The following is a 26,109-nucleotide window of genomic DNA, read 5'->3' as shown; positions in this document are numbered from 1 at the left end:
CTGATGAAATGGCTACGCAAGGGCTGGTTCTCTTTGGTCATGGCGCAAGGGACCCGCGCTGGCGCGAGCCGTTTGAGAGGCTCGCTGAAAAGCTGCGCGCGTTGCGTGCAACGGACGAAACGGCCGGCCCGGTCTCGCTGGCATTTCTCGAGTTGATGGAACCGAGCCTGCCAACGGCGGTGGCTCAAATCGTGGCTCAGGGTTGCGATGTGATTACCGTGGTGCCCGTGTTCTTCGGGCAAGGCGGACATATCAGGAAGGATTTGCCCGAATTGATCGAGCGCTGCCGTGAGGCGCAGCCGGACGTGCGGATCGACTGCGCGGTGGCGGTCGGCGAGGACGAAGCGGTTCTCGATGCGGTCGCGCAGTATTGCCAGCGCCAGGCTGGATGACGCCTGCAAACCGCTGCTGAAGAAAAGCGCCCCTACTCCTGCAGACACTTCCCCCCCCAGCGGCGCGGCTTCATCGCTCAAAGATATTCGACATTCCCGTCGACGCTGATTGCCTGCCCCGAAATGTTTTGCCCCGCCGGCGAAGCGAGGAACAGCGCCATTGCGGCGACGTCGTGCACGGTCACCATCCGTCGCAGCGAAATTTTCTGCAGATATTCGCCCTTCATCTGATCGAAGCCGATTCCGAGTGATTCGGCGCGCGCGGAAATCACGCGGTCCATCCGTTCGCCTTCCACGACGCCCGGCAAGATTGCGTTCACGCGCACATTGTTCGGTCCAAGCTCGATCGCCAGCGACTTGACCATCCCGACAATCGCCCATTTGCTCGCCGCGTACGGCGTGCGGAACGCGTAACCGAGGCGTCCCGCGACCGACGCCATCGCAATGATGCCCGGGTTGGCCGACGTTTCCTTCAGCAGCGGCACGGCCTTGCGCAGAAAATAGAACTGGCTGTTCAGGTTCGTCCCGATCGTGCGTTCCCACTCCGCCGGATCGAGGTCCTCGACCGCGCCGGTGGGTCCGGCAATGCCCGCGTTGTTGATCAGCAGATCGAGGCCGCCGAGCTTCGAGCGCGCGTCGTCGATGATGCGGTCTACCTGCGCGCAATCCGACACGTCCGCGACGCCGGCGTGCAGTTGCGGATGCGCGGTTCTGGCGCGGTCGATCGCGGCGGGATCGACGTCGCAGATATAGACGTTCGCGCCGACATCCAGAAACGCCTGCGCGATCGCTGCGCCGATGCCCGCCGCAGCGCCTGAAATCAGTACGCGCAGTCCGGGAGTGGGTCTGAGAAGGTCGATGGTTTTCACGCAGATCCTCGAATGTTTAAAGCGTCATACCGCCGGATGCTTCGATCACGGCGCCGTTGATATAGCTCGCTTCGTCGCTCGCGAGAAAGGCGTAGATATTGGCGATCTCCTCGGGCGTGCCGAGCCGGCGCAGCGGCACCTGCTCGCGCATTTTCGCGAGCACTTCCTGCGGCACGGTCGAGAGAATCGGCGTGTCGATGAAGCCCGGCGCAATCGCGTTGACGCGAATGCCCTTCGGTCCCAGTTCGCGGCTCCATGTTTTCGTAAAGCCGATCACGCCGAACTTCGCCGCCGCATAGTTGGTCTGGCCGTAGTTGCCGTAGAGGCCGACCACGGAACTTGCATTCAGGATCACGCCCGAGCCTTGAGCGATCATCGTGTCGACGACCGCCTGCGCCGCATGGAACACGCCGCGCAGGTTCACGTCGATCACATCGTCGAATTGCTGGAGCGTCATCTTTTGCAGGCGCGCGTCGCGCGTGATGCCTGCGTTGTTCACCAGCACGTCGATCTGCCGGAACCGCTCGCGCACGTCGGCGACCATGCCGTCCACCGCAGCGCGGTTCGTCACGTCGAGCGTGAAGCCGAGCGCTTGCGCACCCGCCGCGTGGCACGCGGCCACGACTCGGGACACCGCGTCGTGATTCACGTCGCACACCGCGACGCGCGCACCTTCTTTCGCGAATTTGAGTGCGGTCGCAGCGCCGATGCCCTGCCCCGCGCCCGTCACGATGGTGACCTTTCCGTTCAATCTCATTGTTTGTTCTCGTAGTCGGAAGCGCCGCAATGGCGCTGCAGTTATGACTCGGTGTTCAACAGCGGTTCGGCGAGGCTCGCCGCGCGTCCCTCTGACTGAATCGCCTTCGCGAGCAAAGGCACGAGGACCAGGCCGAGAACCGACGCGCCCACGACCACCGAAAAGCCGGACGCGCTATGACCTGACGCACTTTCCGCGAGGCCGAACAGATACGGCCCGACGAATCCGCCGATCAGGCCGATCGTGTTGATGAACGCGAGTCCCGCCGCGGCCTGGATGCCGTGCAGCCGCTTCATCGCGATTGCCCAGTAGAGCGGCAACACGCCGCCCGCGAAGAACGCGGTCGCGACGAACAGCAGGAGTTGTGTCGACAGCACGCTCGTCGACATGAACAGGATCGCGCTGGTCACCAGCCCCAAGGTCAGCACGCCCAGATAGAGACAGTCGTTCGTCACCCGGCGATGAATGCGCGGCAGCACCAGCACGCCGAGCAGAAAGCCGATCCCGACACTGCTCGACAACACGCCGATCATCAGCGGCGATTTCACATGCATCTGCTGGATCATCGCGGGCGTGAAGAACACGAGCCCGACGAACGCGACCTGGTTCAGAAAGTAGATCAGGCCGATCAGCACCGTGGCCGGACGCTTCAACGCGGCGACCCAGTCCTGCGAGAACATTCCCGGATGCGCGGCATCCGGCACGGCGCGCGCTTCGAGTGCGCGCGCTTCGTCGGCAGACAGCCAGCGTGCGTCGGACGGCTTTTCCGGCAGCTTGAACCACAGAAGCACGCCCACGAAGATGGTCGGCAAGCCTTCGAGCAGGAACAGCCACTGCCAGCCGTGCAGGCCGCCCAAGCCGTCCATCTGCATGAACGCGCCGCCCAGCGGATTGCCGATCACGAGCGCAAGCGCCGGCGCGGTGTAAATCCAGCCCACCGCCACCGAGCGATCCTGCGGCGCGAACCACATCGTCACCATATACATCAGCGCCGGGAAAAGACCCGCTTCGGCGATGCCGAGCAGCACGCGGATCGCATAGAACGACCACTCGCCCTGCACGAACATCATCGACGCCGAGAGCGCGCCCCACGTGATCGCGATCCGCGCGATCCAGCGACGCGGCCCGACCCGGTGCGCGACCAGATTGCTCGGCACTTCGAGCAGCGCGTAGCCGATGAAGAAGATGCCCGCACCGAGACCGTACGCGGCCGCGCTGATGCCGAGATCGGTGGCGAGCCGCGCCTTCGCGAGCGACACGTTGGTGCGGTCGAGGTACGACATGAAATAGATCACGCACATCAGCGGGATCAGTCTAAGCATCGCCTTATGCGTCGCGATGCGATGCAGCGCGTTGCCGGCAGGGCCGGCGCTTTGGGTTGTCATGATGTCTCCACCTAAGAAGGCGTGTTGTTGTTTTTATCGATTGGGTTTGACCGGCTCGCCGGTTCAGCGGGTCGGCGGCTTGCGCGGGCACCGGCTCAGAAGCTGACCTTGTCCGCACCTTTAAGGCCGAGCATCTGTCGCGCTTCGGCCGGTGTCGCGATCTCGAACGACAGCTCTTCGAGAATGCGGCGAATCTTGCGCACCTGCTGAGCGTTGCTTTCGGCTTTCACGCCCTTAGACAGATACACGCTGTCTTCGAGGCCCACGCGCACGTTGCCGCCCATGATCGCGCCCATCGTCACGAACGCCATCTGATGACGGCCCGCGCCAAGAATCGAGAACTGGTAGTTTTCGCGGCCGAACAGCCGGTCGGCGGTCGAACGCATCACCGTCATGTTCTCGGGGTCCGCGCCGAGTCCGCCGAGAATGCCGAATACCGATTGAATGAAGAACGGCGGCTTGATCAAACCCTGGTCGACGAAATGCGCAAGGTTGTACAGATGCCCGACGTCGTAGCATTCGAACTCGAAGCGTGTGCCGGCCTCGCCCAGTTCGAGCAGGATGCTTTTGATGTCCTTGAAGGTATTGCGGAAGATCGTGTCTTCCATCCCCTCGATGTAGTCCTTCTCCCAGTCATAGCGCCACGACTGCATGCGCGCGGCGATCGGGTGAATCGAGAAGTTCATCGAGCCCATGTTCAGCGAGCACATTTCCGGCTTCGCGAGGCGCGGGTAGGCGAGCCGGTCGGCAAGCGTCATGCGCGTACTGCCGCCAGTCGTGACGTTGATGACCGCGTCGGTGGCCTCGACGATCGCGGGCACGAATTGCCGGAACACTTCGGGCGAAGGCGTGGGTTTGCCGTCGGCGGGATTACGTGCGTGCAGATGCAGGATCGCGGCACCGGCTTCGGCCGCTTCGATCGACTGGGCGGCGATCTGCGCGGGCGTCACAGGGAGATATTCGGACATCGACGGCGTATGCGTCGCGCCGGTCACTGCGCAGGAAATAATGACTTTGCGGTTGAGCAAGGGTGTCTCCTTATCGGCGGCGATCCACGAATGGACTGCCTGTTGTGATACCGATATTAGTGGGATACGATGCCGTCCGTAAGGTCATTTTCGGACACGCGGATGTTGTTCCGGGACAATCTGAGGTGAAGCCATGCCGTCGAAGTTGCCGTTGCAGAACGAGCGCATTTACGCGCCGTACAAGATCGCAGCCCTGGTCGAAGTGCTCGGCGAACAGGGCATTGCGCCCGAGGACTGCCTGAAGGGCAGCGGTGTGGACGCCGAGCGGATCAACGATGCAGCGGCGCTGACTTCGGTGCGGCAATACATGGCCGTGTGCCGCAATGCGATCCTGCTGTCATGCAGTCCGGCGACGCCGTTCATCACCGGCTCGCGGCTGCATCTGTCCGCATACGGGATGTACGGCTATGCGCTGATGTCTTGCCTGTCGTTGCGCGATTACTTCCGGCTGGGCGTGAAGTATCACCAGCTCGCAACGCCGACGCTCACGATCGAATGGACCGAATATCCGGACGAAGGCATCTGGACATTTCCGGACGCTTTCATCTCCGGTCCGTCGCCCGAACTGCGCCAGTTCCTGCTCGAACAGCAGTTCATGCAGCACGTCACGCATCTTCAGGACGTTGCAGGGCGAAGCTGTCCGCCGACCAAAGCCTGCTTTTCGTATCCGGCGCCCGCACATGCGGACGTCTACAGCGAGTACCTTGGTTGTCCGTGCTATTTCGATCAGCCGCAGTGCGAGCTTCATTACGACAGCAGCATTCTCGAGCAGAAGCCGCAGCTCGCGCACCAGCTCACCGCCACGTTATTGCAGGAAACCTGCGATCGGTTGATCGGGCAGGCAAAGACATCGGTCGGCGTATCGGGGGAGGTGTATCAGATGCTGATGCGCAAGCCCGGCGAATTTCCGGGGATGGAAGAAGCCGCGCAAGCATTGAAGATGACGAGCCGCACGTTACGACGGCGGCTGGAGAGCGAAGGCACGTCGTTCGTCGCAATCGTCGACGACGTGCGCTGTTCGCTTGCCACTGAATATCTGAAGACCACGAAGATGAGCACCGACGATATCGCGATGCTGCTCGGCTTCAGCGACCCCGCGAATTTCCGGCGGGCACTCAAGCGCTGGACAGGGAAAGGGCCGGGAGAGTTGCGGGGCTGATTACGGGGCGATGGTTACGCGGCGACCCGCATTCCGTCAGCCGCACGCACCACGTCGAGCCGCCGCTCGGCGAACGCGTCGCCGATCATCAGCAGGCTCGGCTGCGATGCATCGACCCAGCGCTGCGCGTCGCCGGCTGCGAGTTCTTCGAGTGTCAGCGTCAGCATGCGCTCGCGCTCGGTGCTGCAAGCTTCGACAATCGCCACCGGCGTGGCAGCAGGCTTGCCGGCATCGATCAACTGCTGCGCGATCTCGACGCCGCTATCGCGGCCCATGTAAAACACGAGCGAGTCCGCATTCACCTGTTCACGAATCTCATCGGAACCCGGCGCACGGCTGAACGTGGCCAGCGCGACACTGCGCGATACACCCCGCAGCGTCAGCGAGCGCTTCAACGACGCCGCGCTCGCCAGCGCAGCGGTGATTCCAGGCACCACTTCATAGTCGATACCGGCCGCTTCCAGCGCCCGCATCTCCTCATCGGCGCGGCCGAACAGCATCGGGTCGCCGCCTTTCAGGCGTACCACCACGTCGTGCTCCAAAGCGGCGTCGACGATCTGCTTGTTGATGAACTGCTGGGCTGTCGACAATTGCCCGCAACGCTTACCCACCGCAATCCGCCGCGCACGCGCTGGCGCGTAATCGAGCATGGCCGCTTCGACCAGCGCGTCGTGCAATACCACGTCGGCGGTGCCGAGCAGGCGCGCGCCACGTACCGTAATCAGGTCCGCAGCGCCGGGCCCCGCGCCGATCAGATAAACCTTACCCATTTGAATCAACCTGTTGGTTGGGGCGCGAGCCACGCAGTATTGCGTCGCCATGCGCCCTCGCCCGCTTACGCAGAAAACGCCCGAATCATCCCAGCCGCAACGGTGTGATGCGTCGCCTCATCGATCAGCACAAACGCGCCCGTGCCCTGATGCGAGTCATACACATCGCACACCAGCGGCTTCTGCAACGTCAGCGCCACGCGGCCGATGTCGTTCATCGCCAGTTCCTTGCGATCGGTCGCTTGCGACAGCGTATGCACGTCGAGCACCTCCTTGATCGCACCGATCCGCGCGAACACCGTATTGGTGGTCTGCTTCAACAGATACTTGCGTTGCGTCGACAGCGGCGTGTCGTCGAACCAGCACAAGTCGGCTTCCAGCTTCTTCGCCGGCTCCGGCGCCGCTTCACGCAGCACGAAGGTGTCGCCACGCGAGACGTCCACATCTTCCGCGAGACGGATCGTCACCGTTTGACCCGCGAACGCGCGGTCCACCGCCGCCGTGCCGCCAGGCACCGGCGCAATGATCTCGGCGACCGTTGCTTCACGATTGGCCGGCAGCACGACGATCGTATCGCCGAGCTTGACTTCGCCGGCTTCGACACGGCCCATGTAGCCGCGGAAATCGTCGGCCTGGCTGCCATCCTGACGCGCCACCCACTGCACCGGGAAACGCAGCGCCTGACCTGTCGGCACTTCGACCGGCAACGCTTCGAGCAGGTCCAGCAGCGGTTCGCCCGCGTACCACGGCATGCTTTCGCTCGCCGTCACGATGTTGTCGCCCTTGAGCGCCGACACCGGCACGAAGCGCACATCGTTCAAACCCAATTGACGCGCGAGTTCGACATACGCGTCGCGAATCTCGTTGAAGCGCTGCTCGCTGTAATCGACGAGATCCATCTTGTTGATCGCGACAATCGCGTGCTGCAAACCGAGCAGCTTGACGATCGCGCTATGACGCTTGGTTTGCGGCAGCAATTGCGCCACGCCATCCACAAACGTCACACGCGTCGCGTCGACGAGAATGATCGCCGCGTGCGCGGTCGACGCGCCCGTCACCATGTTGCGCGTGTACTGCTCGTGGCCCGGCGTATCGGCGATGATGAACTTGCGCTTCGCGGTCGCGAAGTAACGGTACGCGACGTCGATCGTGATGCCTTGCTCACGCTCGGCTTCGAGGCCATCGGTCAGCAGCGACAGATCGATTTCGTCGCCGACGGTACGCTTATTCTTCGCGCGCGACAGTGCCGAGAGCTGGTCTGAAAGCACAGCCTTGCTGTCGTACAGCAGGCGGCCGATCAACGTGCTCTTGCCATCGTCGACGCTGCCCGCGGTAATGAAACGCAGCACGCCGAGGTCTTCTGGTTGGTGAATACCGCTCATGATTGCTTTACCCTCGTTCGTGTGCTTAGAAATAACCTTGCTTCTTACGCTGTTCCATCGCGGCTTCGGAGACCTGATCGTCCATCCGCGTCGCGCCGCGCTCCGTGATTTCGGTCACGGCCGTTTCGGCGATGATCTTCTCGAGATCGTCCGCATCGCTTTCCACCGGGCACGTGCAGCTAATGTCGCCGACGGTACGGAAGCGCACCAGCGCCGTTTCGCTGACTTCGCCTTCACGCATCGGCGTGAGCGGCGTAACCGGAACAAGCAGGCCATTGCGGCGCACGATCTCACGCTGATGCGCGTAGTAGATCGACGGCAGTTCGAGCTGTTCGCGAGCGATGTACTGCCACACGTCGAGTTCGGTCCAGTTCGAAATCGGAAACACGCGCAGATGTTCGCCGCTATGCAGACGCGCGTTATACAGGCTCCACAGTTCCGGGCGCTGTGCCTTCGGATCCCATTGGCCGAATTCGTCGCGGAAGGAGAAAATCCGTTCTTTCGCACGGGCCTTTTCTTCGTCGCGGCGCGCGCCGCCGATCAGCGCGGTGTAGCCATATTCTTCGATGGTTTCGAGCAGCGTCACGGCTTGCGCCGCGTTGCGCGAATCCAGTTCACGGCGCAGGCGCACCGTGCCGCGCTTGATCGAATCTTCCACATGACCCACCACGAGCTCAGCGCCGATCTCTTTCGCGCGACGATCGCGGAAATCGATCACTTCGTCGTAGTTGTGACCGGTGTCGATATGCACGAGCGGGAACGGCAGCACAGTCTTGCGATTAGCGCCAATGCCGAAGGCCTTCAGCGCGAGGTGCAGCACCACGACCGAATCCTTGCCGCCCGAAAACAGCAGCGCGGGCTTGCTGCATTCAGCGACCAGTTCGCGCAGGATGTGAATCGACTCGGCTTCGAGCCAGTCGAGGTGATCCATACGGTTTGCCGTGTTGGCGAGCGGTGCGTTCACAGTGGAATCGAGCGTGGTGCTCATATCTGGGTCCTTCGTTGGTTCGCGTCGCAAGCGGTTGCTCGCGTCGCGGAAGTATTCAAATCGGTATGTGCGGTGTTCGGGCCGAAAACCAAGGCCCGTTCGCTCAAACTTCAGGCCGAGGCGTTTGCGCTGCGATCGACCGCGATCGGCGTAATCGTCGTGATGTGCAGTCCGCATTCCTTCGTATCGCGCGACTCCCACCACCAGCGCCCTGCCCGGCTATCTTCACCGGGGCGCACGGCGCGCGTACACGGTTCGCAGCCGATGCTCGGGTAACCGCGTGCATGCAGCGGATTGACGGGCACGTCGAACGCTTTCAGATAGGCCCACACTTCGGCTTCGGTCCAGTCGGTCAACGGATTGAACTTGGCGATGTTGCGCGCGGCGTCGTGCTCTTCCGCATGCAACTCGGCGCGCGTCACCGACTGCTCGCGGCGTTGGCCCGTGACCCATGCGCTCACGTCAGACAGCGCGCGGTTCAATGGCTCGACCTTGCGGATTTCGCAGCAGCGCTTGCGCAGATCGACGCTTTCGTAGAACGCGTTCAGACCGTGCGAGCCGACGTATTCCTCGACCGCCGCGGCTTGCGGATGAAACTGTTCGATGTCGTAGCCGTAGCGCTCTTTCACGCGATCGAGCATGCCGAGCGTTTCCGCATGCAAACGGCCGGTGTTCAGCGAGAAGATGCCGATTTTCACGCCGCGCGACAGAATCGCATGCGTGAGCAGCATGTCTTCCGCTGCGAGGCTGCTGGCGAGTTTCACGTTCTCGTGACGCGCGGCGATCGAGTCGAGCAGCGCATCGAGGCGCTCGACCTTCGCAGCGAGTTCCGGCGTGAGGGCTTGATCTTCGCTCATGCCGATGCCTTCGCCAGTTCGCCCGCTTCACGGCGGCGGAATAGCGGCGACGAATTCACCGCGCCCTGATAGTTGAAGCTGAATTCGTCGAACGCTTTGAGCGCGTCGTCGAAGTCTTTATCGGCGCGCAATGCGTATGCGTCGAAACCGCAACGGAACATGAATGCCAACTGATCGCGCAGCACGTCGCCGATTGCACGCAGTTCGCCCTTGTAGCCATAGCGCTCGCGCAGCAGGCGGCCGATGCTGTAGCCGCGGCCGTCGCGGAACACCGGGAAGTCCACGCCGATCAGCGCGATCTTGTCGAAGTCGGCGACGATATCCGCCGGTTCGCTATCCGGCGCGAGCCACACGCCGATTTCAGCGGCGCTGCGCGAAGCAATCAACGCATCGCGCTCAGCCTGCCACAACGCGAGTGGCACCAGCACCTTGCCCGCGGGCAATTCGTTTACCGTGGGCAGCGTACCGTCTTCCGCGGCGCGCACCACCGTCCAGTCATCGTTGACGATCGCGCGATTCTTGATGATAGAAGCCATCTGTTCAGTATCCTTTTCGCGGTTACGCGTGAGCCGGTTGACGCGAGGCGTACACACGTTCCTTGAACGGGGTGATGCCGATGCGGTTGTACGTTTCGATGAAGCGCTCGCCTTCGTGGCGGTTTTCCACGAACGTATCGATCACCTTGCTCATCACGTCCGGCATTTCTTCCGCCGAGAACGACGGGCCGATCACGCGGCCGAGGTGAGCGCCGGTAGCGCCCGTGCCCTGCTCGCCGCCGAGCGTCACCTGATACCACTCCGAGCCGTCCTTATCGACGCCCAGAATGCCGATGTTGCCGACGTGGTGGTGACCGCACGCATTGATACAGCCCGAGATGTTCAGCGACACGTCGCCGAGGTCGTACACGTAGTCCAGATCGTTGAAGCGTTCCTGAATGGCCAGCGCGATCGGAATCGACTTCGCATTTGCGAGCGAGCAGAAATCGCCGCCCGGGCACGCGATGATGTCGGTCAGCAAGCCGATATTCGGCGTCGCGAAACCTTGCGCCTTGGCCTTTTCCCACAGCGCGAACAGGTCACGCTTCTTCACGTTGGCGAGGATCAGGTTCTGTTCGTGCGACACGCGGATTTCGCCGAGCGAGTACTCGTCGGCCCAATCGGCGACGGCTTCCATTTGCGCATCGGTTGCGTCGCCCGGAGCGATCGTGGTCGGCTTGAGCGACAGCGTCACCGACGAGTAGCCCTCGACTTTGTGCGGACGTACGTTACGTTCGACCCAACGCGCAAACGCACGGTTTTCCAGCAGATGCTTTTCGAACGATGCGTCGGTATCCGCGAGCTTTTCGTACACCGGCGGCTGGAAGTACTGCGACACGCGATCCACTTCGGCTTGCGTGAGCGTCGAAGGACCGTCCTTCAGGTGTTGCCATTCTTCTTCGACTTGCGCCGAGAACTTCTCCGGGCTCAACGCCTTCACGAGAATCTTGATGCGCGCCTTGTACATGTTGTCGCGGCGGCCGTAGCGGTTGTACACGCGCAGCACGGCTTCGCAATACGTCAGCAGATGTTGCCACGGCAGGTCTTTCCGGATGATCGCGCCGATGATCGGCGTACGGCCCATGCCGCCGCCGGCCAGGATGTCGGCCACCAGCTCACCCTGCTCGTTCTTGCGCAGATACACGCCCATGTCGTGAATCTGCACGGCAGCGCGGTCTTCCTTCGAACCCGACACGGCGATCTTGAACTTGCGCGGCAGCCATGCGAATTCCGGGTGGAACGTCGACCATTGGCGCAGAATTTCGGCCCACGGACGCGGATCGACGACTTCATCCGGCGCGACGCCGGCAAACTGGTCAGCAGTGATGTTGCGGATGCAGTTGCCCGATGTCTGAATGCCATGCATTTGCACTGCGGCGAGCTTGCGCAGAATTTCCGGCGTTTCTTCGAGCTTGATCCAGTTGTACTGGATGTTCGAACGCGTCGAGAAATGGCCATAACCGCGGTCGTGTTCGCGCGCGATCTGCGCGAGCACGCGCATCTGGTCGCTGCGCAGGTTGCCGTACGGAATCGCGATGCGGTGCATGTACGCGTGACGCTGGTAGTACAGGCCGTTCTGCAGGCGCAGCGGACGGAACTCCTCTTCGCTCAATTCGCCCGACAAGCGGCGGCGAACCTGATCTGCGTACTGCGCGACCCGTTCATCGACGATGGTCTGGTCGTACTGATCGTATTGATACATTCGGGGACCCCAATTTTTTGCAAGTGAAGCATGACGGTCCGGTTCCGCCACGCTCTGGACCTCCTCTTTGTCAGTCTTCGCCAATGAACGTTTAGACCCATCGCTCATTTGCTTATGACAAATACAGATATCCATATTGAAAAAGATGGACAGATCGTAATAAACTGCCCTTATATTTCAAACGACTAAAAAATTCTTTTGATATGCGGAGAGGTTATATATGAACCTGCACCAATTCCGCTTCGTCCGCGAGGCTGTGCGGCAGAACTTCAACCTGACCGAAGCTGCCAAGGCGCTGTTTACCAGCCAGCCGGGCGTTTCCAAGGCAATCATCGAGCTGGAAGACGAACTGGGCGTGGAAATCTTCACGCGCCACGGCAAGCGCGTGCGCTCGTTGACCGAGCCGGGACGCATCATTTTGCAGTCAGTCGAGAAGATCCTGCAGGAGGTGGAGAGCCTCAAACGGGTCGGTAAAGATTACGCGGCGCAGGATCAGGGCAATCTGGTGATCGCCGCCACCCACACGCAGGCGCGCTACTCGCTGCCAGCCGCCATCGCCGAATTCAAGAAGCGCTTTCCCAAAGTTCACCTTTCGATTCTGCAAGGCAGCCCGACTCAGGTCGCCGAAATGGTGCTGCACGATCAGGCCGATCTCGCCATCGCCACCGAAGCAATTGCCAACTATAAGGAACTGGTGTCGCTGCCGTGCTTCCAGTGGCACCACGTCGCCGTGATGCAACCGGATCATCCGCTGCTCGACCGCAAACTTTTGTCGCTGGATGATCTGACCCAGTATCCGCTGATCACCTACGACAACGCGTTCGCCGGCCGCACCAAGATCAACGAGGCGTTCCGGCTGCGCGGGCTGCATCCGGATATCGTGCTCGAAGCAATCGACGCCGACGTGATCAAGACCTACGTGGAATTGGGCCTCGGCGTCGGCATCATGGCGGATATCGCGTTCAACGCCGAGCGCGACCGCCATTTGCGCGCGATGCCGGTTGGCCACCTGTTTGGCAGCAATGTGACGCGGGTCGCGCTGAAACAGGGCGCCTATTTGCGCAGCTATGTGTATACGCTCGTCGAGCTGTTGTCGCCGAGCATGAACCGCAAGCTGATCGAGCAGGCGCTCAAGGGCGAACACGAAACCTACGAACTTTGATAACACCACCGCTTCTCGCTACGGAGACCCTTCGATGACGTCGTATAAGAAAAAATTCAGCGGCCTCACCGCCGCTTTAGGTTTTGGCGCGCTGTTGCTCGCCACCGCTGCACACGCCGACATCAAGGTCGGCATCGATCTGTCGAGCACCGGCCCGGCGGCTGTGATCGGCATCACCAGCAAGAACGCGATGCTGATGTGGCCGGCCACGATCGCCGGCCAGAAAGCCGACTACATCTTCCTCGACGACGCCTCCGACCCAGGCGCCGCCGTGCGCAACATCCGCAAGCTGATCAACGAGGATCATGTGGACGTGATCGTCGGCCCGAACATCACGCCGGCGGCAATGGCCGCGCTCGATCCGGTCGCCGAGAGCCAGACGCCGATGATCACGCTGATCGGCTCGGCAAGCGTCGTGGAGCCGCAGGAAGGCAAGAAGGTGTGGGCCTACAAGATGGCGCAAACCGACAGCGCGATGGCCGACGTGATGACGCGCTACATGTCGAACCACAATGTGAAGACGGTGGGCTTCATCGGTTTCGCGGACGGCTACGGCGAAAGCTGGCTTAACGAGTTCAGCAAGTTCGCGGCGCTGCGTCATATTCAGTTGGTGGCCACCGAGCGCTACAACCGCACCGATGCGAGCGTCACCGGCCAGATTCTGAAACTGATGGCCGCCAAGCCGGACGCGATCCTGATCGCCGGCGCCGGCACGCCGACCGTGCTGCCGCAGCGCACGCTGATCGAGCGCGGCTTCAAAGGTCCGATCTATCAGACGCACGGCATCGCCACGCCGGAGTTCATCAAGCTGGGCGGCAAGGACGTGGAAGGCACGCTGTTCCCGACGCAGCCGGTCGTGGTGGCGCGCACGCTGCCGGCCGATCATCCGGCGAAGAAGGCGGCGCTCGCTTTCACGAACGAATACGAAGCGAAGTACGGCCCGGGCAGCGTGACGCAATTCGCGGGCGATGCCGCGGGCGTGTTTCCGCGTTTGCAGGACGCCGTGGCCCGCGCGTTGAAGACGGCGCAGCCGGGCACGCCGGCGTTCCGCATCGCGCTAAGAGACGAACTGGAGCACGCGCATGAACTGGTCGTGCCGAACGGTGTGGTCAACACGAGCCCGAAGGATCACGTGGGGTTGGATCAGCGGGCGAGTGTGATGGGTGTGATCAGGAATGGGAAGTTTGTTTATTTGAGTCAGTAAGATAGCCGCATCCAGGTAGCCGCACCGCCCGGACGCGCCAGTCGGGCGGTGCGCACGCTCTATACTGCATTGATGGTCGTGCAGTGGGCGTGCGGCAGAGCATGCGTGTACGGTTTCTATTGAACGTATCGAAAAATCGTACACGCTGAAAAAATCGTATAACGCTCGAATAGCCGCGGCGAACAGGGCGATTAGCCACCAAAGAAATCATCAACAATCCGGCACGCCACTGTCTGCTGTTAAAGTGCAACCCTTCAGCCAGCCGTCTCCCACATCATGCGCACCACCCGAGCCATCCACGCCGTCGAGCGGTTGAAAACCCGCAGCGGCAATCCGCAGTTCGCCGCGATCAGCCTGTCCGGCGGCCTGTTCTATCTGGTCGACAAATCGAGCGGCACGGACAAGAAAGTCTCCGATCCGCTGACGCTCGACGACTTCGTCAAATTCGTCGACGGGTTCGGTCCACCAAAGCCACGCAAAGCAAGCAAGCTGGATATCGCGTTCGAAGAGCAGATCAAAAAGAGCAAGGGCGGTTGAGTACGGCGATCAATCCCGCTCATGGTTCACGCCGCAAGATAAACCGGCTCTCAAGCGCTGCGCGCGATCTCCCGCCACTGCCCATCCGCCGCGCTACTCGCGAGCATGGCATCGATAAACCGCAGCCCCGCCACGCCATCCTCCACCGTAGTCAGTAACAGGCTCTCGGCGGGCAACGCGCGCCCCGCGGCCAACGCTTCGATCTGCAAGGCCGCGTCTTTGTACAACTGCGCGAACGCTTCCAGATAACCTTCGGGATGTCCCGAGGGCACGCGCGTCGCGTGGGCCGCGATCGCGCTCTTCACGCGCCCGCGTGTCAGGCGCTCCGCCGCGCCGCCCAACGGCGTGAACCACAATTCATTCGGATGTTCCTGATCGAACGCGAGACCCGCCTTCGTTCCGTACACCCGCAAACGCAAGGCGTTTTCCGCGCCGCTCGCCACCTGGCTCGCCCACAACATGCCGCGCGCGCCGTTCGGATAACGCAGCATCGCCTGCACGTGATCGTCGATCCGGCGCCCCGGCACGAAGGTATGCACTTCCGCCGCGAGTGCATGCGGCGTCATACCCGTGACAAACGCAGCAAGATGATAAGCATGCGTGCCGATATCGCCGAGACATCCCGCCGGCCCCGCTAACGCCGGATCGGTGCGCCAACCCGCCTGCTTGTTCGTGCCGCTCGTTTCGATCGGCTCCGCCAGCCAGTCCTGCGCGTATTCGACCTGCACGACGCGTATTTCGCCCAACTCGTCGCTTTCGATCAACTCGCGGGCATGACGCACCAACGGATAGCCAGAATACGTATGCGTCAATGCAAACAGCTTGTTCTTCTCACGAGCCAGTTTCGCCAGCGCCTCGCCTTCCGCGAGCGAGATCGCCAGCGGCTTGTCGCACACGATGTGAATGCCGGCTTCGAGAAACGCCGTCGCGACCGGCGCGTGCAGATGATTCGGCGTGACGATCGCCACCGCGTCGATGCCGTCCTCGCGCGCGGCTTCGGCGCGCGCCATGTCGCGCCAGTCCGCGTAGCTGCGCGCGATTCCCGCCTCATCGGCGCTCGCCTGCGCACGCTTCGGATCGGACGACAACGCGCCCGCCACCAGTTCGAACCGGTCGTCGAGCCGCGCCGCGATCCGATGCACCGAGCCGATGAACGCGCCCTGCCCGCCGCCGACCATTCCCAGTTTGAGCCTTCGTTGTGGCATCGCCATTACTCCTTCGCGTTATGGCCGCACACCTTAAATGCCGAGCACACGCTTCAACTGCGCGGCATCCACGCCGCTGCCCGCGAAATCGTCGAATGCATGCTCGGCCACGCGGATGATGTGCCGCCGAATAAACTCGGCGCCTTCGCGTGCGCCGTCGTGCGGATGCTTCAGCGCGCACTCCCATTCGAGCACGGCCCAGCCCGGAAAATCGTATTGCGCCATCTTCGAGAAGATCGCGCCGAAATCGATCTGGCCGTCGCCGAGCGATCTGAAGCGCCCCGCCCGCTCGACCCAGCCGCTATAGCCGCCATACACGCCCTGCTTGCCGTTCGGACGAAACTCCGCGTCCTTCACATGGAACGCCTTGATGCGCTCGTGATAGATGTCGATGAACGCAAGGTAGTCGAGCTGCTGCAAAACGAAATGGCTTGGATCGTAGAGGATGTTGGCGCGCGCATGCTGCTTCACCGCGTCGAGAAACCGCTCGAAGGTCACGCCGTCGTGCAGGTCTTCACCGGGATGCAGTTCGTAGCACACGTCCACGCCTGCTGCGTCGAAGGCATCGAGAATCGGCGTCCAGCGGCGTGCGAGTTCGTCGAACGCCGCTTCGACCAAACCTGCGGGACGCTGCGGCCACGGGTACAAATACGGCCACGCGAGCGCCCCTGAAAACGACACGTGTGTGGTCAATCCCAAACGCTGCGACGCCTTCGCCGCGAGCTTCATCTGCTCGATCGCCCACTGCGTGCGTGCGGCCGGATCGCCGCGCACATGCGGCGCGGCAAAGCCGTCGAATAACGCGTCATACGCCGGATGCACAGCGACGAGCTGCCCTTGCAGATGCGTCGAGAGTTCGGTGATCGTCACGCCCGCGTTGTCCACGATCTCGCGCAACTCGTCGCAATACGTCTGGCTCGCCGCCGCCTGTTCGAGATCGATCAGGCGGCTGTCGCACGGCACCTGAATCCCCTTGAAGCCGAGACCCGCGGCCCACTCGGCAAGATGCGCGAGGTTGTCGAACGGCACTTCGTCGCCCATGAACTGGGCGAGAAAGATTGCCGGCCCTTGGATGGTTTTCATCGTATGGCTCCTCGAACGAGGGCGCGCTCGCCGTGCCGCTGCCGCGCAACGTGCGGCTCAGGCTTCGGCGGCGCGCCCCGAATGCTCAGCTCAGAACGGCGAGTCCGGGAAATAGAACTGTTGCGCGTTTTCCTTCGTGATCAGCACCGACGGAATGATCGTGGTGGCCGGCAGCTTGTCGCCCTTCAGACGCGCTTCGGCGGTGAGCTTGATCGCGTCGTAGATAAACTTCGGCGAGTACGACACGTCGGCCTTAATCATCGGCGCGCCGTCCATCACGTTCTTCACCATGCCCTTCGAACCCGCGCCGCCAAACACGATCTTGATGTCGGTGCGCTTGGCCTGCTCGATCGCCTTGATCACGCCGACGGCCATGTCGTCGTCGGCGGCCCAGACGGCGTCGATGTGCTTGAAGCGCGTCAGGTAATCCTGCATGACCTTGAAGGCGTCGTCGCGATTCCAGTTCGCGTACTTCGCATCGAGAATCTTGATGTTCGGATACGCCTTCAGCACGCCGGTAAATGCGGTCCAGCGTTCGTTGTCGAGCGTCGTCGGAATGCCTCGCAGCGCAACGATATCGCCCTTGCCGCCCAACTCCTTCGCCAGAAACTCGGCGGGAATCTTGCCGAACGCGGTGTTGTCGCCCGCCACGTACGCATCCTGCGCGCTGGTGTCGGTCAGGCCGCGATCCACCACCGTCACGTACACGCCCTTCTTTTTCACCTGCGCAACCGGTTGCGTGAGCGAAGCCGATTCGAACGGGAAGATCACGAGCGCATTGATCTTGTTCACCGTCACCAGATCCTGCAACTGGTTCGCCTGTTCAGGCGCGCCGGCCGCGGTCTTAACGATCACTTTCAGATCGGGATGCGCCTTCTCCAGATCGGTCTTGGCCTTGTTTGCCCACCAGACGATGCCGCCCGTGAAGCCGTGGTCGGCCGTCGGAATCGCAACACCCAATGTGACTTTTTCGTCGGCGCGAGCAATGTTCGCCGTGCCAAGTATTCCCAACGCCAGCATGCCGGCGCCGACCGCTCGAATGACCTGCTTCATGGTTGTGTCTCCTTTTGTGAGGCGTTCGTGCGCCCCGATTCTCAACTCGCCGTGATTGCAAAATTCAAGGCGCAATATGAAGCGCCACCGCTACCGCCGTCCACGTTGTACGAACGCGACGAAGATAATCACTACGCCCTGCACCGCCGCGTTCAGATACACGCTGATGATGCTGGTCAGATTCAGAATGTTGGCGATCACCGAGAGCAGGATCGCGCCGATCACCGTGCCGATCACGCGCCCTTCGCCGCCCTTGAGCGCGGTGCCGCCGACCACCACCGAGGCGATCGCTTCGAGCTCCCAAAGCAAACCGGTCGTCGGCGTGGTCGAGCCGAGCCTCGGCACATACAGCACCGTGGCCACGCCCACGCAAATCCCAAGCAACACATACGTGACGATCTTCACGGTGTCGACGCGAATCGCCGCGTAACGCGCGACCTGCTCGTTCGAGCCGATCGCCTGCACGTGACGGCCGAACGCCGTGCGATTGAGGATCAGCGCGCCGCCGGCCGCGACCACGAGGAACACCCAGATCGGCACAGGCACGCCGAACAGGCTCGCGTAGTACACCGGACCGTACAAGTCGGACAGCGAGTTATCCAAAGTCAGCGCGCCGCCGTCGGCGAGCCAGGTCAGCACCGCGCGAAAGATGCCCAACGTGCCGAGCGTGACGATGAACGGCTCGATGCGCCCTTTGGTGATCAGCAAGCCGTGCGCGCAGCCGAACAGGCCGCCAAGCATCAGCGCGCCGACGATGCCGAGCGTGAGAATCATCAGCGGCGGAAACGCGTGTCCGCCGACGCCCGCCGCGAGTCCGTTCATCAGCCAGATCATGCTGCCCGCGATCAGCGCCGCCATCGATCCGACCGACAGATCGATGCCGCCCGAAATGATCACGAAGGTCATGCCGACCGCGATGATGCCGATGAACGAAGTGCGCGTGAGCACGTTCATCAGGTTGTCGACGGTGGCGAAATCGCGGTTGAGCAGCGTGCCGATCACGCACAGCGCGATGAGTCCGACGAGGGGCCCGAGCGCATACAGTCGATGCGCGAAGCGCAACGCGCGGCCGGATTGCACGGCTTCAGTGGGTGCCGGTCGCATGGGCGATCAACTCCTCTTCGGTCAGATGGTCGAGCGTGAGCGTGGCTTGCAGGCGTCCCGCGCGCATCACGGCGACGCGGTGGCACAGTCCGATCAGCTCGATCAGTTCGGATGAAATGACAATCACCGCGCGGCCCTGCGCGGCGAGACGATGAATCAGAAAATAGATGTCGCGTTTCGCACCGACATCGACGCCGCGCGTCGGCTCGTCGAGCACGATCACGTTCGGGTCGGGCTGCAGGTACTTGGCGAGCGCGAGCTTCTGCTGATTGCCGCCGGAGAGCATGCGCGCGCGGCTCGACAGGTCGCCCGTGCGGATGCCGAATTCGCTCACGGCTTTGGTCAACGCGGCGCGCCCCGCTTTCATGTCGAGCAACGGGTGCGCGTAACGTTCGAGCGTCATCAGCGTGACGTTGTCCTGCAGGCTCAGGTTCACGTGCAGGCCTTTGCCCTTGCGGTCCTCGCTGAGATACGTGATGCCGTGGCGCATTGCGTCACGCGGGCTTTTCAGATCGGCGGGACGGCCGGCGACTTCGATGCGGCCCGCGGTGCGCTTGCGTAGACCGATGATCGCTTCGAACGCCTCGGTGCGGCCCGCGCCCACCAGACCCGCGAAACCAAGCACTTCGCCGGCGTGCACGTCGAAGCTCAGGTCTTCGACCCAATCCGGCACGGCCAGGCCTTCCACCTTCAACGCGAGCGGCGCGTCGGCGGACACGGTGATCTTGTCGGGAAACATGTCCGAGAGCTCGCGGCCGACCATCAGGTTGGCCATCTGCTGGCGCGCGAGTCCCGCGGTTTCGCCGCGCGCGACGAAGCGGCCGTCGCGCATTACGATCACTTCGTCGGTGATGCGCTCCACTTCATCCAGCTTGTGCGAGATGTAGATGATGGTCACGCCGTCGGCCTTGAGCTTCGCCATCAGCGTGAAGAGTCGTTCGGTCTCGGACGGCGTGAGCGTCGCGGTGGGTTCGTCCATGATGAGCAGCCGCGCGCGGCGCGACAACGCCTTGGCGATCTCCACCATCTGCTTTTCCGCGACGATCAATTCGCGCACCTTCGTGTCCGGCGCTTTTTCCAGACCGACCTGCGCGAGAAAACGCGCGGCCTCGGTGTTCATCGCGGCATCGTCGACGAACCAGCCGCGCTTTTTTTCGTGACCGAGATACATGTTCTGCGCGATCGTCAGGTGCTCGGCGAGATTGAACTCCTGGTGGATCAGCACGATGCCTTGCGCTTCGGCGTCGCGCGAACCGATGAATTGGTGCGCTTGCCCGTCGACCAGCAAAGTGCCCGAGGTTGCCGTTTCGTAGCCGGCAAGAATTTTCATCAGCGTGGATTTGCCCGCGCCGTTCTCGCCGAGCAGACCGTAGATGCGCCCCGGCGCCAGCTCGAAGCTCACGCCGTGCAGCACGCGCACCGGGCCGAAGTCTTTGCGGATGTCGTCGAAACGGATCGCGAGACTCATGGTTAGGCGCTCCCGCGAATCACGAGCCGATGCGGCAGCAGCACGCCCGGCACGTTCGCCAACGGATTGGCGAGCCGCTGCAGCAACAGACGCGCGGCGGTTTCGCCCAGCTCGCGCATGGGCTGCGCGATGGTGGTGAGCGGCGGATCGATCTGCGCGGCGAGCGAGATGTCGTCGAAGCCGACCACCGCGATGTCGTCCGGCACGCGCTTGCCGACGCTGCGCAGGCCGTGGATCACGCCGATCGCGAGCGTGTCGGAGACCGCGAAGATCGCGCTCGGCGCTTGCGGCTGATTCATCAGTGTGGCTGCCGCCGACGCGCCCGCTTCATAGTCGAGGCTGTTCAGATTCATGCGCCAGCGTTCGTCCGGCGTGATGCCAGCTGCGCTCAACGCGTCCAGATAGCCCTGCTGACGCTGCCGTGCGTACAGATAATCGACATCGGAATTGATAAGGCCGATACGACGGTGGCCGCGCGCGAGCAGATGCCTGACGGCGTCGCCCGCGGCGCGGTAGTTGTCGATGCCGACATACGGCACGCCCATTGCCGGATCGAACTCGCAGCACGCGACCCACGGCAGCGCGCTGGAGGTTTCGCCCAGCGCCTGCTGGATGGTGGCCGGGTCGAGACAGATCGCGCCGTCCGCGCGGCGCCGCCGCAGCAAGTCGAAGTAGCTGCGCTCGCGGCCCGGATCGGCGCCGGTGTCGCACAGCAGCATGAAGTAGCCATGCTGACGCGCCACGCTGTCGATGCCGCGCACGATCTCCGCGTAAAAGGGGTTGCCGACGTCCGGCACCATGGTCAGCAGCAGGCGGCTTTCGGCGGTGCGCAGGTTGCGCGCGAGTTCGTTGACGCGGTAGCCGCTCGCATCGACGGCGGCCAGCACCTTGTCGCGCGTGGCGGGCCGCACGTTCTCGTGGCCGTTCAGCACGCGCGACACCGTCGCCACCGAGACGCCCGCCTGCTCGGCCACGCCGGCGATCGACATGCCCTCGGCCGCGCCGCGCAAAGGCGCGACGCCGGGCCGGGGACGCGCCGCGGACACCGCCGCGGAAGCCTTCCTGGACGACGATCTGGACAAGTGAATTCGCCTCGAAAATGTAATCGATTACATTCTTGAGCGATGGACGCGGGAAGCGCAAGGAAAGATCGCTAGGGATAAACACGGGGGCGTGCGCGGCCGGGCATCGCCACCTTTCGTCTCGCGGTGGCGCCGCGCCCTGCCCGCGAGGGCGCGGATCGTCACCGTCATTTGGTACAATCCCGCAGTTACCCTGACGGGCCTTGCGTGCTGAGTTGCGCGGGCAAGACCGGCGGTCAGTGGCTGATCGTAAAAGCAGCAAAGCAGCAACCGCAGCAAACCCCGCAGAACTCGCCAAACCATACAGCCGAACCCACCATGAACATCGAGCAAGCGCGTTTCAACATGATCGAACAGCAGATCCGCCCCTGGGAAGTGCTCGACCAGGACGTGCTGAATCTGCTTTCGATCGTCAAGCGTGAAAACTTTGTCCCGACCGCGTATCGCGAGCTGGCCTTCGTCGACTTCGAAGTGCCGTTGCCGGCCGGCCAGCACATGCTGGCGCCGCGTGTCGAAGCACGCGTGCTGCAGGAACTGGCGGTGAAGAAACACGAAAGCGTGCTTGAAATCGGCGCGGGCTCGGGCTACATGGCCGCGTTGCTCGCGCATCGCGCGCAGCACGTGCTGACCGTCGACATCGAACCGGAACTGGCGGAACTGGCAAAGAGCAATCTGATCGCCAACGGCGTGCTGAACGCCGAAGTCGCCACCGGCGACGCCTCGCGCGGCTGGGCCGGCGCGGCGCCGTACGACGTGATCTGCGTGTCGGGCGGCCTGCCGGTGCTGCCCCAGGAAATGCTCGACCATCTGAAGATCGGCGGCCGCCTGGCGGCGTTCGTCGGCACCGCGCCGGTCATGAAGGCGCAGGTCATCACGCGTATCGACGAGAAGCAATACCGCATTGCCGACGTGTTCGAAACGTATGTCGAGCCGCTCATCAACGCCGTGCAGCCGTCGCGTTTCAAGTTCTGATTCATAAGCTCCGGACGGCCGGCAGCGCCGCCGTCCTCTGAACCGGATGTTCCGCTGATGCAAAATCTGACCGCTCCGGCGCTCGCCGAATGGCTTGCCGACACTTCACGTACCGCGCCCGTGCTGCTCGACGTGCGCGAGCCGTGGGAAATCCAGACGGCGTCGATCGCCGGCGCCGTGTCGATTCCGATGCGTGAGATTCCCGCGCGCAGCGAAGAACTCGACGACGACGCGCAAATCGTCTGCGTCTGCCATCATGGCGCGCGCAGCGCCCAGGTCGCGATGTTCCTCGAGTCGCGCGGCCATACCAACGTCTTCAATCTGCAAGGCGGGATCGACGCGTGGTCGCGTCAGGTCGATCCGTCCGTTCCGACCTACTGATCGTACGGCCGCAGTGACGCGCCAGCCGGGGCGGGTCCTCACGGTCCCTCTGGCGCCTGGCCTGGCGCTGCATGTACTAGCCGTTTAGGCCGTCGGCTTCTCCCCGCTTCTACGACGCAGCGCATCTTTAAAGATGCGCTGTTGCAAATCGCATGCTTCGCTCGTGGCCCATCGTCGCCCACAGCAAGAACTGCCGCGCGCGCCACGCTCCTTGCGTAGGCCCCGGCGTCGCTCACCGCGAGGCTTCAGAACACCGGTTTCGGCGGCGACCTGCCGTCTTCTTCCGACTCAATCACGTTCCCCGTCTGCCAAACGCTAACGGCTGGCTTTCGTTGCGCCGCTTCACTCACTCGCTTCCGAAATTTCATACGGTTTCCTGAACACCGCACAGGCACCATGCTTGCGACCGTTTGAGGAGCCGTGTGATGAGATTTTTGAAGACCGCGATGTTGGCCGCAACCTTGTTGCCGCTCGCGTCGCATGCAGCCTTGGGTGGCGCGCCGGGCACCGGCGAAGCCTCGCCTGCCACGTTGCGCGCTATGTCGCAGTCCGCCGCGACGGCCGCTGTTCAGCCGAAGAACACGGCGCCCTACTCGATGCGCCAATCGGTCGACGCCAACGGCGTCACCATCCGCGAATACGTGCTGCCCGAGAACATCGTGTTCGCGGTCAAGTGGAACGGCCCAATCCGTCCGGACATGACGGCGCTGCTCGGCAGCTACTTTCCCAACTTCGTCAACGCCGGGCAAAACCGCGCGCAAGGCACCGGGCCGCTGATCGACGGCAACGACGACTTTCGTATCGAATCCGCCGGCCGCATGGGGCGCTTCAGCGGCATGGCCTGGCTACCTCGTTTGATGCCCGCCGGTCTGCGTCCGGGCGATCTGAAATAAGCACGACGTCGAGCGATGAAAAAACAAAACATGAACACACTGAAGAAGACGCTACGGGTCGTCGCGGCCCTCGCGGGGCTCGCTCTCTGCGCGTGCGGCGGCGGAAGCTCGAGTGGCAACCAGGGCAGCAACCCCATGGGATGGGACGCCAAGCCCGCCTGGACCCCGGCGCCGCCTGGCTCTGGCGGTTCGGGTAGCTCGAACAATTCATCCACGCCTGCCACCGGCGACAACACGGTGCCGGTTCGCGTCGATACATCGACGGGCAACGTCAACCGGCTTCTCGCATCGATCAAGGTTTGCGTGCCCGGCACACAGGGCGCGCCCCAGTGCGTGACCGTCGACAACATGCTGGTCGACACCGGCTCGACAGGCGTGCGCATTTCAGCCCGCGCGATACGCACGCTGGCCCCTGTGCTGCTCACGCAAGCCGGCGCGGTGGACGACAAGATCGGCTCGGCGCCGATTGCCGAGTGCGCGCCGTTCGCGTCGGGCTACACCTGGGGGTCGGTCAAGCGCGCCGATATCACGATCGGCAGCAAGACGGCGAGCAATATCCCGATCCAGGTGGTTTCCGATGGCGCATTCACCACGCCGGACGACTGTATTGCGCACGGCGGCGGCGACCTGGGCAGGTCCCTCGACGTGATGGGAGTCAGCGGCATTCTCGGCATCGACAACTTCGCCGGCGACTCCCTGGATGCCCTGACCAAAGCGGTACCCGGTCTTTACTACTATTGCCCGACGCAAAACAGTTGCGTGAGCACGCGCATGCTGGCGAGCAAAGAAGTCACGAATCCGGTCTCCGCCTTCGCCACGGACAACAACGGCATGGTCATCCGTCTGCCCGCTGTGCCTGCGACGGGTCAGGCAAGCGTCTTGGGCCAGTTGGTGTTCGGCGTCGGCACGCAGCAGAACAACGCGTTGCCGGCGAATGCCACGGTCATTGCGTTGGACAAATACGGTACGTTCAGAACGCAGTACAAGGGGCAGGTGTTCAACGAGAGCGCAATCGATAGCGGCACCCTCGGTTACGCGTTCCCGGATAACGCGATTCCGGTTTCGGTCAACGGCTTATACACACCGACGAGCACACTTGAACTGACCGCGACGATCGAGCCGAATAACGGATCAAGCGCGCCGCTCCAGATGCCGTTTTCGATCGACAACGCCAACAATTTGCTGGCAAGCGGAAACGCCGCGTTCATCAATCTCGGCCAGTACTTTTCGAATAGTGACGACAACATGTTCCTATGGGGACTGCCGTTCTTTTATGGCCGCGACGTCTATAACGTGATCGGCAATGCTAAGGCCGGCAAGCTGGTAGGCCCGTTCGTCGCGTTCTGACGACCGGCCGCATGGCTGGGATGGAGGCGCTGCGCGATAGCGGCGTCTTCTCAAGCCATTTCCGATTTTCGATTGGGACTTTTCCAGCAGTCCCAATAACGCCCCGCTGGCACCATGCTCCGACCTGTCTTCTGGAGCAATGTGATGAATTTTTTGAAGCTCGCGCTGGCTGTCGCGGGCATGTTGCCGCTCGCCTCTTATGCGGCATTGGGTGGGGCGCCAGGTACGGGCGCGGCGTCGCAGCCGGTGCTCCGATCAGCGGTTTCTCTGAACGCGTCCGCAGTGGCCGCGCCGTACACGATGCGCGCTACGTCTGGCGCCGACGGCGTCACGATTCATGAATACGTCTTGCCCAGCAACGTGGTGTTTGCCGTCACCTGGCAAGGTCCGGTGCGCCCGGATATGAGCGCACTGCTCGGCAGCTACTTTCCCAATTTCACGAACGCTGCCGCCCAACGCGCGCGCGGCGCCGGACCGATGATCGAACACAACGGCGATTTTCATATCGAGTCAGCGGGCCGTGCCGGACGCTTTTTCGGCAAGGCGTATCTGCCGCGTCTGGTTCCCGTTAACGTTCGCTTGGAGCAACTGCAATGAAGCGGCGCGCAGACTCATTCAACACGCTAAACATGAAGGCATTGAATAAGACACTTTGCTGTGCGCTGCTGGGTGCCAGCGTGGCGTTGTCTGCGTGTGGAGGCGGCGGTAGCGGCGATGATGGCAGCAGTAGTGCGGCCAAGAATAGCGAAAATCCGGCAGCGGGGTCTGCGGGAGCGACGGCGGCTTCTTCGCC

Annotated in this window: 26 protein-coding genes; 10 read left to right on the top strand and 16 right to left on the bottom strand. The window is 62.7% G+C overall.

Annotation, left to right across the window (positions count from 1 at the left end; translation table 11 throughout):
* The first annotated feature begins 8 nt into the window (after nt 1–8).
* Nucleotides 9–392, top strand: coding sequence for a sirohydrochlorin chelatase (locus tag BPHYT_RS04780; RefSeq protein ID WP_012432032.1), 384 nt, complete (start codon nt 9–11; stop codon nt 390–392).
* A gap of 77 nt (nt 393–469) precedes the next feature.
* Here BPHYT_RS04780 and BPHYT_RS04775 read toward each other — a convergent pair whose 3' ends face one another.
* The 4 genes from BPHYT_RS04775 to BPHYT_RS04760 all read right to left on the bottom strand — a co-directional run bounded on the left by BPHYT_RS04775 (nt 470) and on the right by BPHYT_RS04760 (nt 4,431).
* The gene (locus BPHYT_RS04775) at nt 470–1,261 is read right to left on the bottom strand and encodes an SDR family oxidoreductase (protein WP_012432031.1); all 792 of its coding nucleotides are present in this window, start codon (nt 1,259–1,261) and stop codon (nt 470–472) included.
* Nucleotides 1,262–1,277: 16 nt separating this feature from the next.
* Entirely contained in the window at nt 1,278–2,018 is a 741-nt protein-coding gene (gene fabG, locus BPHYT_RS04770; RefSeq protein WP_012432030.1) for a 3-oxoacyl-ACP reductase FabG, read from the bottom strand.
* Between the two features lie 41 nt (nt 2,019–2,059).
* Entirely contained in the window at nt 2,060–3,403 is a 1,344-nt protein-coding gene (locus tag BPHYT_RS04765) for an MFS transporter (protein ID WP_012432029.1), read from the bottom strand.
* A gap of 95 nt (nt 3,404–3,498) precedes the next feature.
* Nucleotides 3,499–4,431 (bottom strand): BKACE family enzyme, encoded by a 933-nt coding sequence (locus tag BPHYT_RS04760; RefSeq protein ID WP_012432028.1) that lies wholly within the window; start codon nt 4,429–4,431, stop codon nt 3,499–3,501.
* A 133-nt stretch (nt 4,432–4,564) separates the two neighbouring features.
* On the opposite strand from BPHYT_RS04760, the gene BPHYT_RS04755 reads away from it, so the two are divergent.
* Nucleotides 4,565–5,590, top strand: coding sequence for an AraC family transcriptional regulator (locus BPHYT_RS04755; RefSeq protein WP_012432027.1), 1,026 nt, complete (start codon nt 4,565–4,567; stop codon nt 5,588–5,590).
* 14 nt (nt 5,591–5,604) lie between these two features.
* Here the strand turns inward: BPHYT_RS04755 and cobA are convergent, their stop codons facing one another.
* The 6 genes from cobA to BPHYT_RS04725 form a co-directional block, all read right to left on the bottom strand.
* On the bottom strand, nt 5,605–6,360 hold the full coding sequence (cobA, locus tag BPHYT_RS04750; protein WP_012432026.1) for a uroporphyrinogen-III C-methyltransferase: 756 nt from the start codon (nt 6,358–6,360) through the stop codon (nt 5,605–5,607).
* A gap of 65 nt (nt 6,361–6,425) precedes the next feature.
* Complete coding sequence (locus BPHYT_RS04745) at nt 6,426–7,742, bottom strand: sulfate adenylyltransferase subunit 1 (RefSeq protein ID WP_012432025.1); 1,317 nt, start codon at nt 7,740–7,742, stop codon at nt 6,426–6,428.
* Nucleotides 7,743–7,767: 25 nt separating this feature from the next.
* Nucleotides 7,768–8,730, bottom strand: a complete 963-nt coding sequence (cysD, locus tag BPHYT_RS04740; RefSeq protein WP_012432024.1) for a sulfate adenylyltransferase subunit CysD — start codon at nt 8,728–8,730, stop codon at nt 7,768–7,770.
* Between the two features lie 110 nt (nt 8,731–8,840).
* Nucleotides 8,841–9,587, bottom strand: a complete 747-nt coding sequence (locus tag BPHYT_RS04735; protein ID WP_012432023.1) for a phosphoadenylyl-sulfate reductase — start codon at nt 9,585–9,587, stop codon at nt 8,841–8,843.
* Entirely contained in the window at nt 9,584–10,123 is a 540-nt protein-coding gene (locus BPHYT_RS04730; RefSeq protein ID WP_012432022.1) for a DUF934 domain-containing protein, read from the bottom strand. The genes BPHYT_RS04735 and BPHYT_RS04730 overlap by 4 nt, the downstream gene beginning before the upstream one ends.
* Nucleotides 10,124–10,145: 22 nt before the next feature.
* Nucleotides 10,146–11,825 carry a nitrite/sulfite reductase gene (locus tag BPHYT_RS04725; RefSeq protein ID WP_012432021.1) on the bottom strand — a complete coding sequence of 560 codons (1,680 nt, stop codon included), beginning with the start codon at nt 11,823–11,825 and terminating at the stop codon, nt 10,146–10,148.
* Nucleotides 11,826–12,045: 220 nt separating this feature from the next.
* Here BPHYT_RS04725 and BPHYT_RS04720 point away from each other — a divergent pair, with 220 nt between their 5' ends.
* The 3 genes from BPHYT_RS04720 to BPHYT_RS04710 all read left to right on the top strand — a co-directional run bounded on the left by BPHYT_RS04720 (nt 12,046) and on the right by BPHYT_RS04710 (nt 14,728).
* The gene (locus BPHYT_RS04720; protein ID WP_012432020.1) at nt 12,046–12,987 is read left to right on the top strand and encodes a CysB family HTH-type transcriptional regulator; all 942 of its coding nucleotides are present in this window, start codon (nt 12,046–12,048) and stop codon (nt 12,985–12,987) included.
* 34 nt (nt 12,988–13,021) lie between these two features.
* Entirely contained in the window at nt 13,022–14,191 is a 1,170-nt protein-coding gene (locus tag BPHYT_RS04715) for an ABC transporter substrate-binding protein (RefSeq protein ID WP_012432019.1), read from the top strand.
* 276 nt (nt 14,192–14,467) lie between these two features.
* Nucleotides 14,468–14,728, top strand: a complete 261-nt coding sequence (locus tag BPHYT_RS04710) for a hypothetical protein (protein ID WP_012432018.1) — start codon at nt 14,468–14,470, stop codon at nt 14,726–14,728.
* A gap of 50 nt (nt 14,729–14,778) precedes the next feature.
* Here BPHYT_RS04710 and BPHYT_RS04705 read toward each other — a convergent pair whose 3' ends face one another.
* The 6 genes from BPHYT_RS04705 to BPHYT_RS04680 form a co-directional block, all read right to left on the bottom strand.
* On the bottom strand, nt 14,779–15,933 hold the full coding sequence (locus BPHYT_RS04705; protein WP_012432017.1) for a Gfo/Idh/MocA family protein: 1,155 nt from the start codon (nt 15,931–15,933) through the stop codon (nt 14,779–14,781).
* A gap of 33 nt (nt 15,934–15,966) precedes the next feature.
* Nucleotides 15,967–17,016, bottom strand: a complete 1,050-nt coding sequence (locus tag BPHYT_RS04700) for a sugar phosphate isomerase/epimerase family protein (protein WP_012432016.1) — start codon at nt 17,014–17,016, stop codon at nt 15,967–15,969.
* Nucleotides 17,017–17,106: 90 nt separating this feature from the next.
* Complete coding sequence (locus BPHYT_RS04695) at nt 17,107–18,069, bottom strand: substrate-binding domain-containing protein (RefSeq protein ID WP_012432015.1); 963 nt, start codon at nt 18,067–18,069, stop codon at nt 17,107–17,109.
* Nucleotides 18,070–18,159: 90 nt separating this feature from the next.
* A complete protein-coding gene (locus tag BPHYT_RS04690) occupies nt 18,160–19,173 on the bottom strand; it encodes an ABC transporter permease (RefSeq protein WP_012432014.1) in 1,014 nt (337 codons plus the stop codon).
* The gene (locus tag BPHYT_RS04685; RefSeq protein ID WP_012432013.1) at nt 19,154–20,641 is read right to left on the bottom strand and encodes a sugar ABC transporter ATP-binding protein; all 1,488 of its coding nucleotides are present in this window, start codon (nt 20,639–20,641) and stop codon (nt 19,154–19,156) included. The genes BPHYT_RS04690 and BPHYT_RS04685 overlap by 20 nt, the downstream gene beginning before the upstream one ends.
* Before the next feature lie 2 nt (nt 20,642–20,643).
* Nucleotides 20,644–21,723 carry a LacI family DNA-binding transcriptional regulator gene (locus BPHYT_RS04680; RefSeq protein WP_012432012.1) on the bottom strand — a complete coding sequence of 360 codons (1,080 nt, stop codon included), beginning with the start codon at nt 21,721–21,723 and terminating at the stop codon, nt 20,644–20,646.
* A gap of 318 nt (nt 21,724–22,041) precedes the next feature.
* On the opposite strand from BPHYT_RS04680, the gene BPHYT_RS04675 reads away from it, so the two are divergent.
* From BPHYT_RS04675 to BPHYT_RS04655, 5 genes are all read left to right on the top strand, one after another.
* Nucleotides 22,042–22,695, top strand: coding sequence for a protein-L-isoaspartate O-methyltransferase family protein (locus BPHYT_RS04675; RefSeq protein ID WP_012432011.1), 654 nt, complete (start codon nt 22,042–22,044; stop codon nt 22,693–22,695).
* Between the two features lie 57 nt (nt 22,696–22,752).
* Nucleotides 22,753–23,076 (top strand): rhodanese-like domain-containing protein, encoded by a 324-nt coding sequence (locus tag BPHYT_RS04670; protein WP_012432010.1) that lies wholly within the window; start codon nt 22,753–22,755, stop codon nt 23,074–23,076.
* A gap of 425 nt (nt 23,077–23,501) precedes the next feature.
* Entirely contained in the window at nt 23,502–23,969 is a 468-nt protein-coding gene (locus BPHYT_RS04665; protein WP_012432009.1) for a DUF2844 domain-containing protein, read from the top strand.
* A gap of 30 nt (nt 23,970–23,999) precedes the next feature.
* Complete coding sequence (locus tag BPHYT_RS04660; protein WP_238535627.1) at nt 24,000–25,316, top strand: DUF3443 domain-containing protein; 1,317 nt, start codon at nt 24,000–24,002, stop codon at nt 25,314–25,316.
* 144 nt (nt 25,317–25,460) lie between these two features.
* Nucleotides 25,461–25,913, top strand: coding sequence for a DUF2844 domain-containing protein (locus tag BPHYT_RS04655; RefSeq protein ID WP_012432007.1), 453 nt, complete (start codon nt 25,461–25,463; stop codon nt 25,911–25,913).
* The last annotated feature ends 196 nt before the right edge of the window (nt 25,914–26,109 follow it).

It is taken from the genome of Paraburkholderia phytofirmans PsJN, from assembly GCF_000020125.1.
In the GTDB taxonomy this organism is placed as follows: domain Bacteria; phylum Pseudomonadota; class Gammaproteobacteria; order Burkholderiales; family Burkholderiaceae; genus Paraburkholderia; species Paraburkholderia phytofirmans.
This window is presented reverse-complemented; position numbering and strand designations above follow the sequence as displayed.

Excerpts from the sequence above, each read along its gene's own strand:
- BPHYT_RS04780 (WP_012432032.1), top strand. The coding sequence starts at position 9 with ATGGCTACGCAAGGGCTGGTTCTCTTTGGTCATGGCGCAAGGGACCCG.
- fabG (WP_012432030.1), bottom strand. The coding sequence starts at position 2,018 with ATGAGATTGAACGGAAAGGTCACCATCGTGACGGGCGCGGGGCAGGGC.
- BPHYT_RS04765 (WP_012432029.1), bottom strand. The coding sequence starts at position 3,403 with ATGACAACCCAAAGCGCCGGCCCTGCCGGCAACGCGCTGCATCGCATC.
- BPHYT_RS04755 (WP_012432027.1), top strand. The coding sequence starts at position 4,565 with ATGCCGTCGAAGTTGCCGTTGCAGAACGAGCGCATTTACGCGCCGTAC.
- cobA (WP_012432026.1), bottom strand. The coding sequence starts at position 6,360 with ATGGGTAAGGTTTATCTGATCGGCGCGGGGCCCGGCGCTGCGGACCTG.
- BPHYT_RS04745 (WP_012432025.1), bottom strand. The coding sequence starts at position 7,742 with ATGAGCGGTATTCACCAACCAGAAGACCTCGGCGTGCTGCGTTTCATT.
- cysD (WP_012432024.1), bottom strand. The coding sequence starts at position 8,730 with ATGAGCACCACGCTCGATTCCACTGTGAACGCACCGCTCGCCAACACG.
- BPHYT_RS04735 (WP_012432023.1), bottom strand. The coding sequence starts at position 9,587 with ATGAGCGAAGATCAAGCCCTCACGCCGGAACTCGCTGCGAAGGTCGAG.
- BPHYT_RS04730 (WP_012432022.1), bottom strand. The coding sequence starts at position 10,123 with ATGGCTTCTATCATCAAGAATCGCGCGATCGTCAACGATGACTGGACG.
- BPHYT_RS04725 (WP_012432021.1), bottom strand. The coding sequence starts at position 11,825 with ATGTATCAATACGATCAGTACGACCAGACCATCGTCGATGAACGGGTC.
- BPHYT_RS04720 (WP_012432020.1), top strand. The coding sequence starts at position 12,046 with ATGAACCTGCACCAATTCCGCTTCGTCCGCGAGGCTGTGCGGCAGAAC.
- BPHYT_RS04715 (WP_012432019.1), top strand. The coding sequence starts at position 13,022 with ATGACGTCGTATAAGAAAAAATTCAGCGGCCTCACCGCCGCTTTAGGT.
- BPHYT_RS04710 (WP_012432018.1), top strand. The coding sequence starts at position 14,468 with ATGCGCACCACCCGAGCCATCCACGCCGTCGAGCGGTTGAAAACCCGC.
- BPHYT_RS04705 (WP_012432017.1), bottom strand. The coding sequence starts at position 15,933 with ATGCCACAACGAAGGCTCAAACTGGGAATGGTCGGCGGCGGGCAGGGC.
- BPHYT_RS04700 (WP_012432016.1), bottom strand. The coding sequence starts at position 17,016 with ATGAAAACCATCCAAGGGCCGGCAATCTTTCTCGCCCAGTTCATGGGC.
- BPHYT_RS04695 (WP_012432015.1), bottom strand. The coding sequence starts at position 18,069 with ATGAAGCAGGTCATTCGAGCGGTCGGCGCCGGCATGCTGGCGTTGGGA.
- BPHYT_RS04690 (WP_012432014.1), bottom strand. The coding sequence starts at position 19,173 with ATGCGACCGGCACCCACTGAAGCCGTGCAATCCGGCCGCGCGTTGCGC.
- BPHYT_RS04685 (WP_012432013.1), bottom strand. The coding sequence starts at position 20,641 with ATGAGTCTCGCGATCCGTTTCGACGACATCCGCAAAGACTTCGGCCCG.
- BPHYT_RS04675 (WP_012432011.1), top strand. The coding sequence starts at position 22,042 with ATGAACATCGAGCAAGCGCGTTTCAACATGATCGAACAGCAGATCCGC.
- BPHYT_RS04670 (WP_012432010.1), top strand. The coding sequence starts at position 22,753 with ATGCAAAATCTGACCGCTCCGGCGCTCGCCGAATGGCTTGCCGACACT.
- BPHYT_RS04665 (WP_012432009.1), top strand. The coding sequence starts at position 23,502 with ATGAGATTTTTGAAGACCGCGATGTTGGCCGCAACCTTGTTGCCGCTC.
- BPHYT_RS04660 (WP_238535627.1), top strand. The coding sequence starts at position 24,000 with ATGAACACACTGAAGAAGACGCTACGGGTCGTCGCGGCCCTCGCGGGG.
- BPHYT_RS04655 (WP_012432007.1), top strand. The coding sequence starts at position 25,461 with ATGAATTTTTTGAAGCTCGCGCTGGCTGTCGCGGGCATGTTGCCGCTC.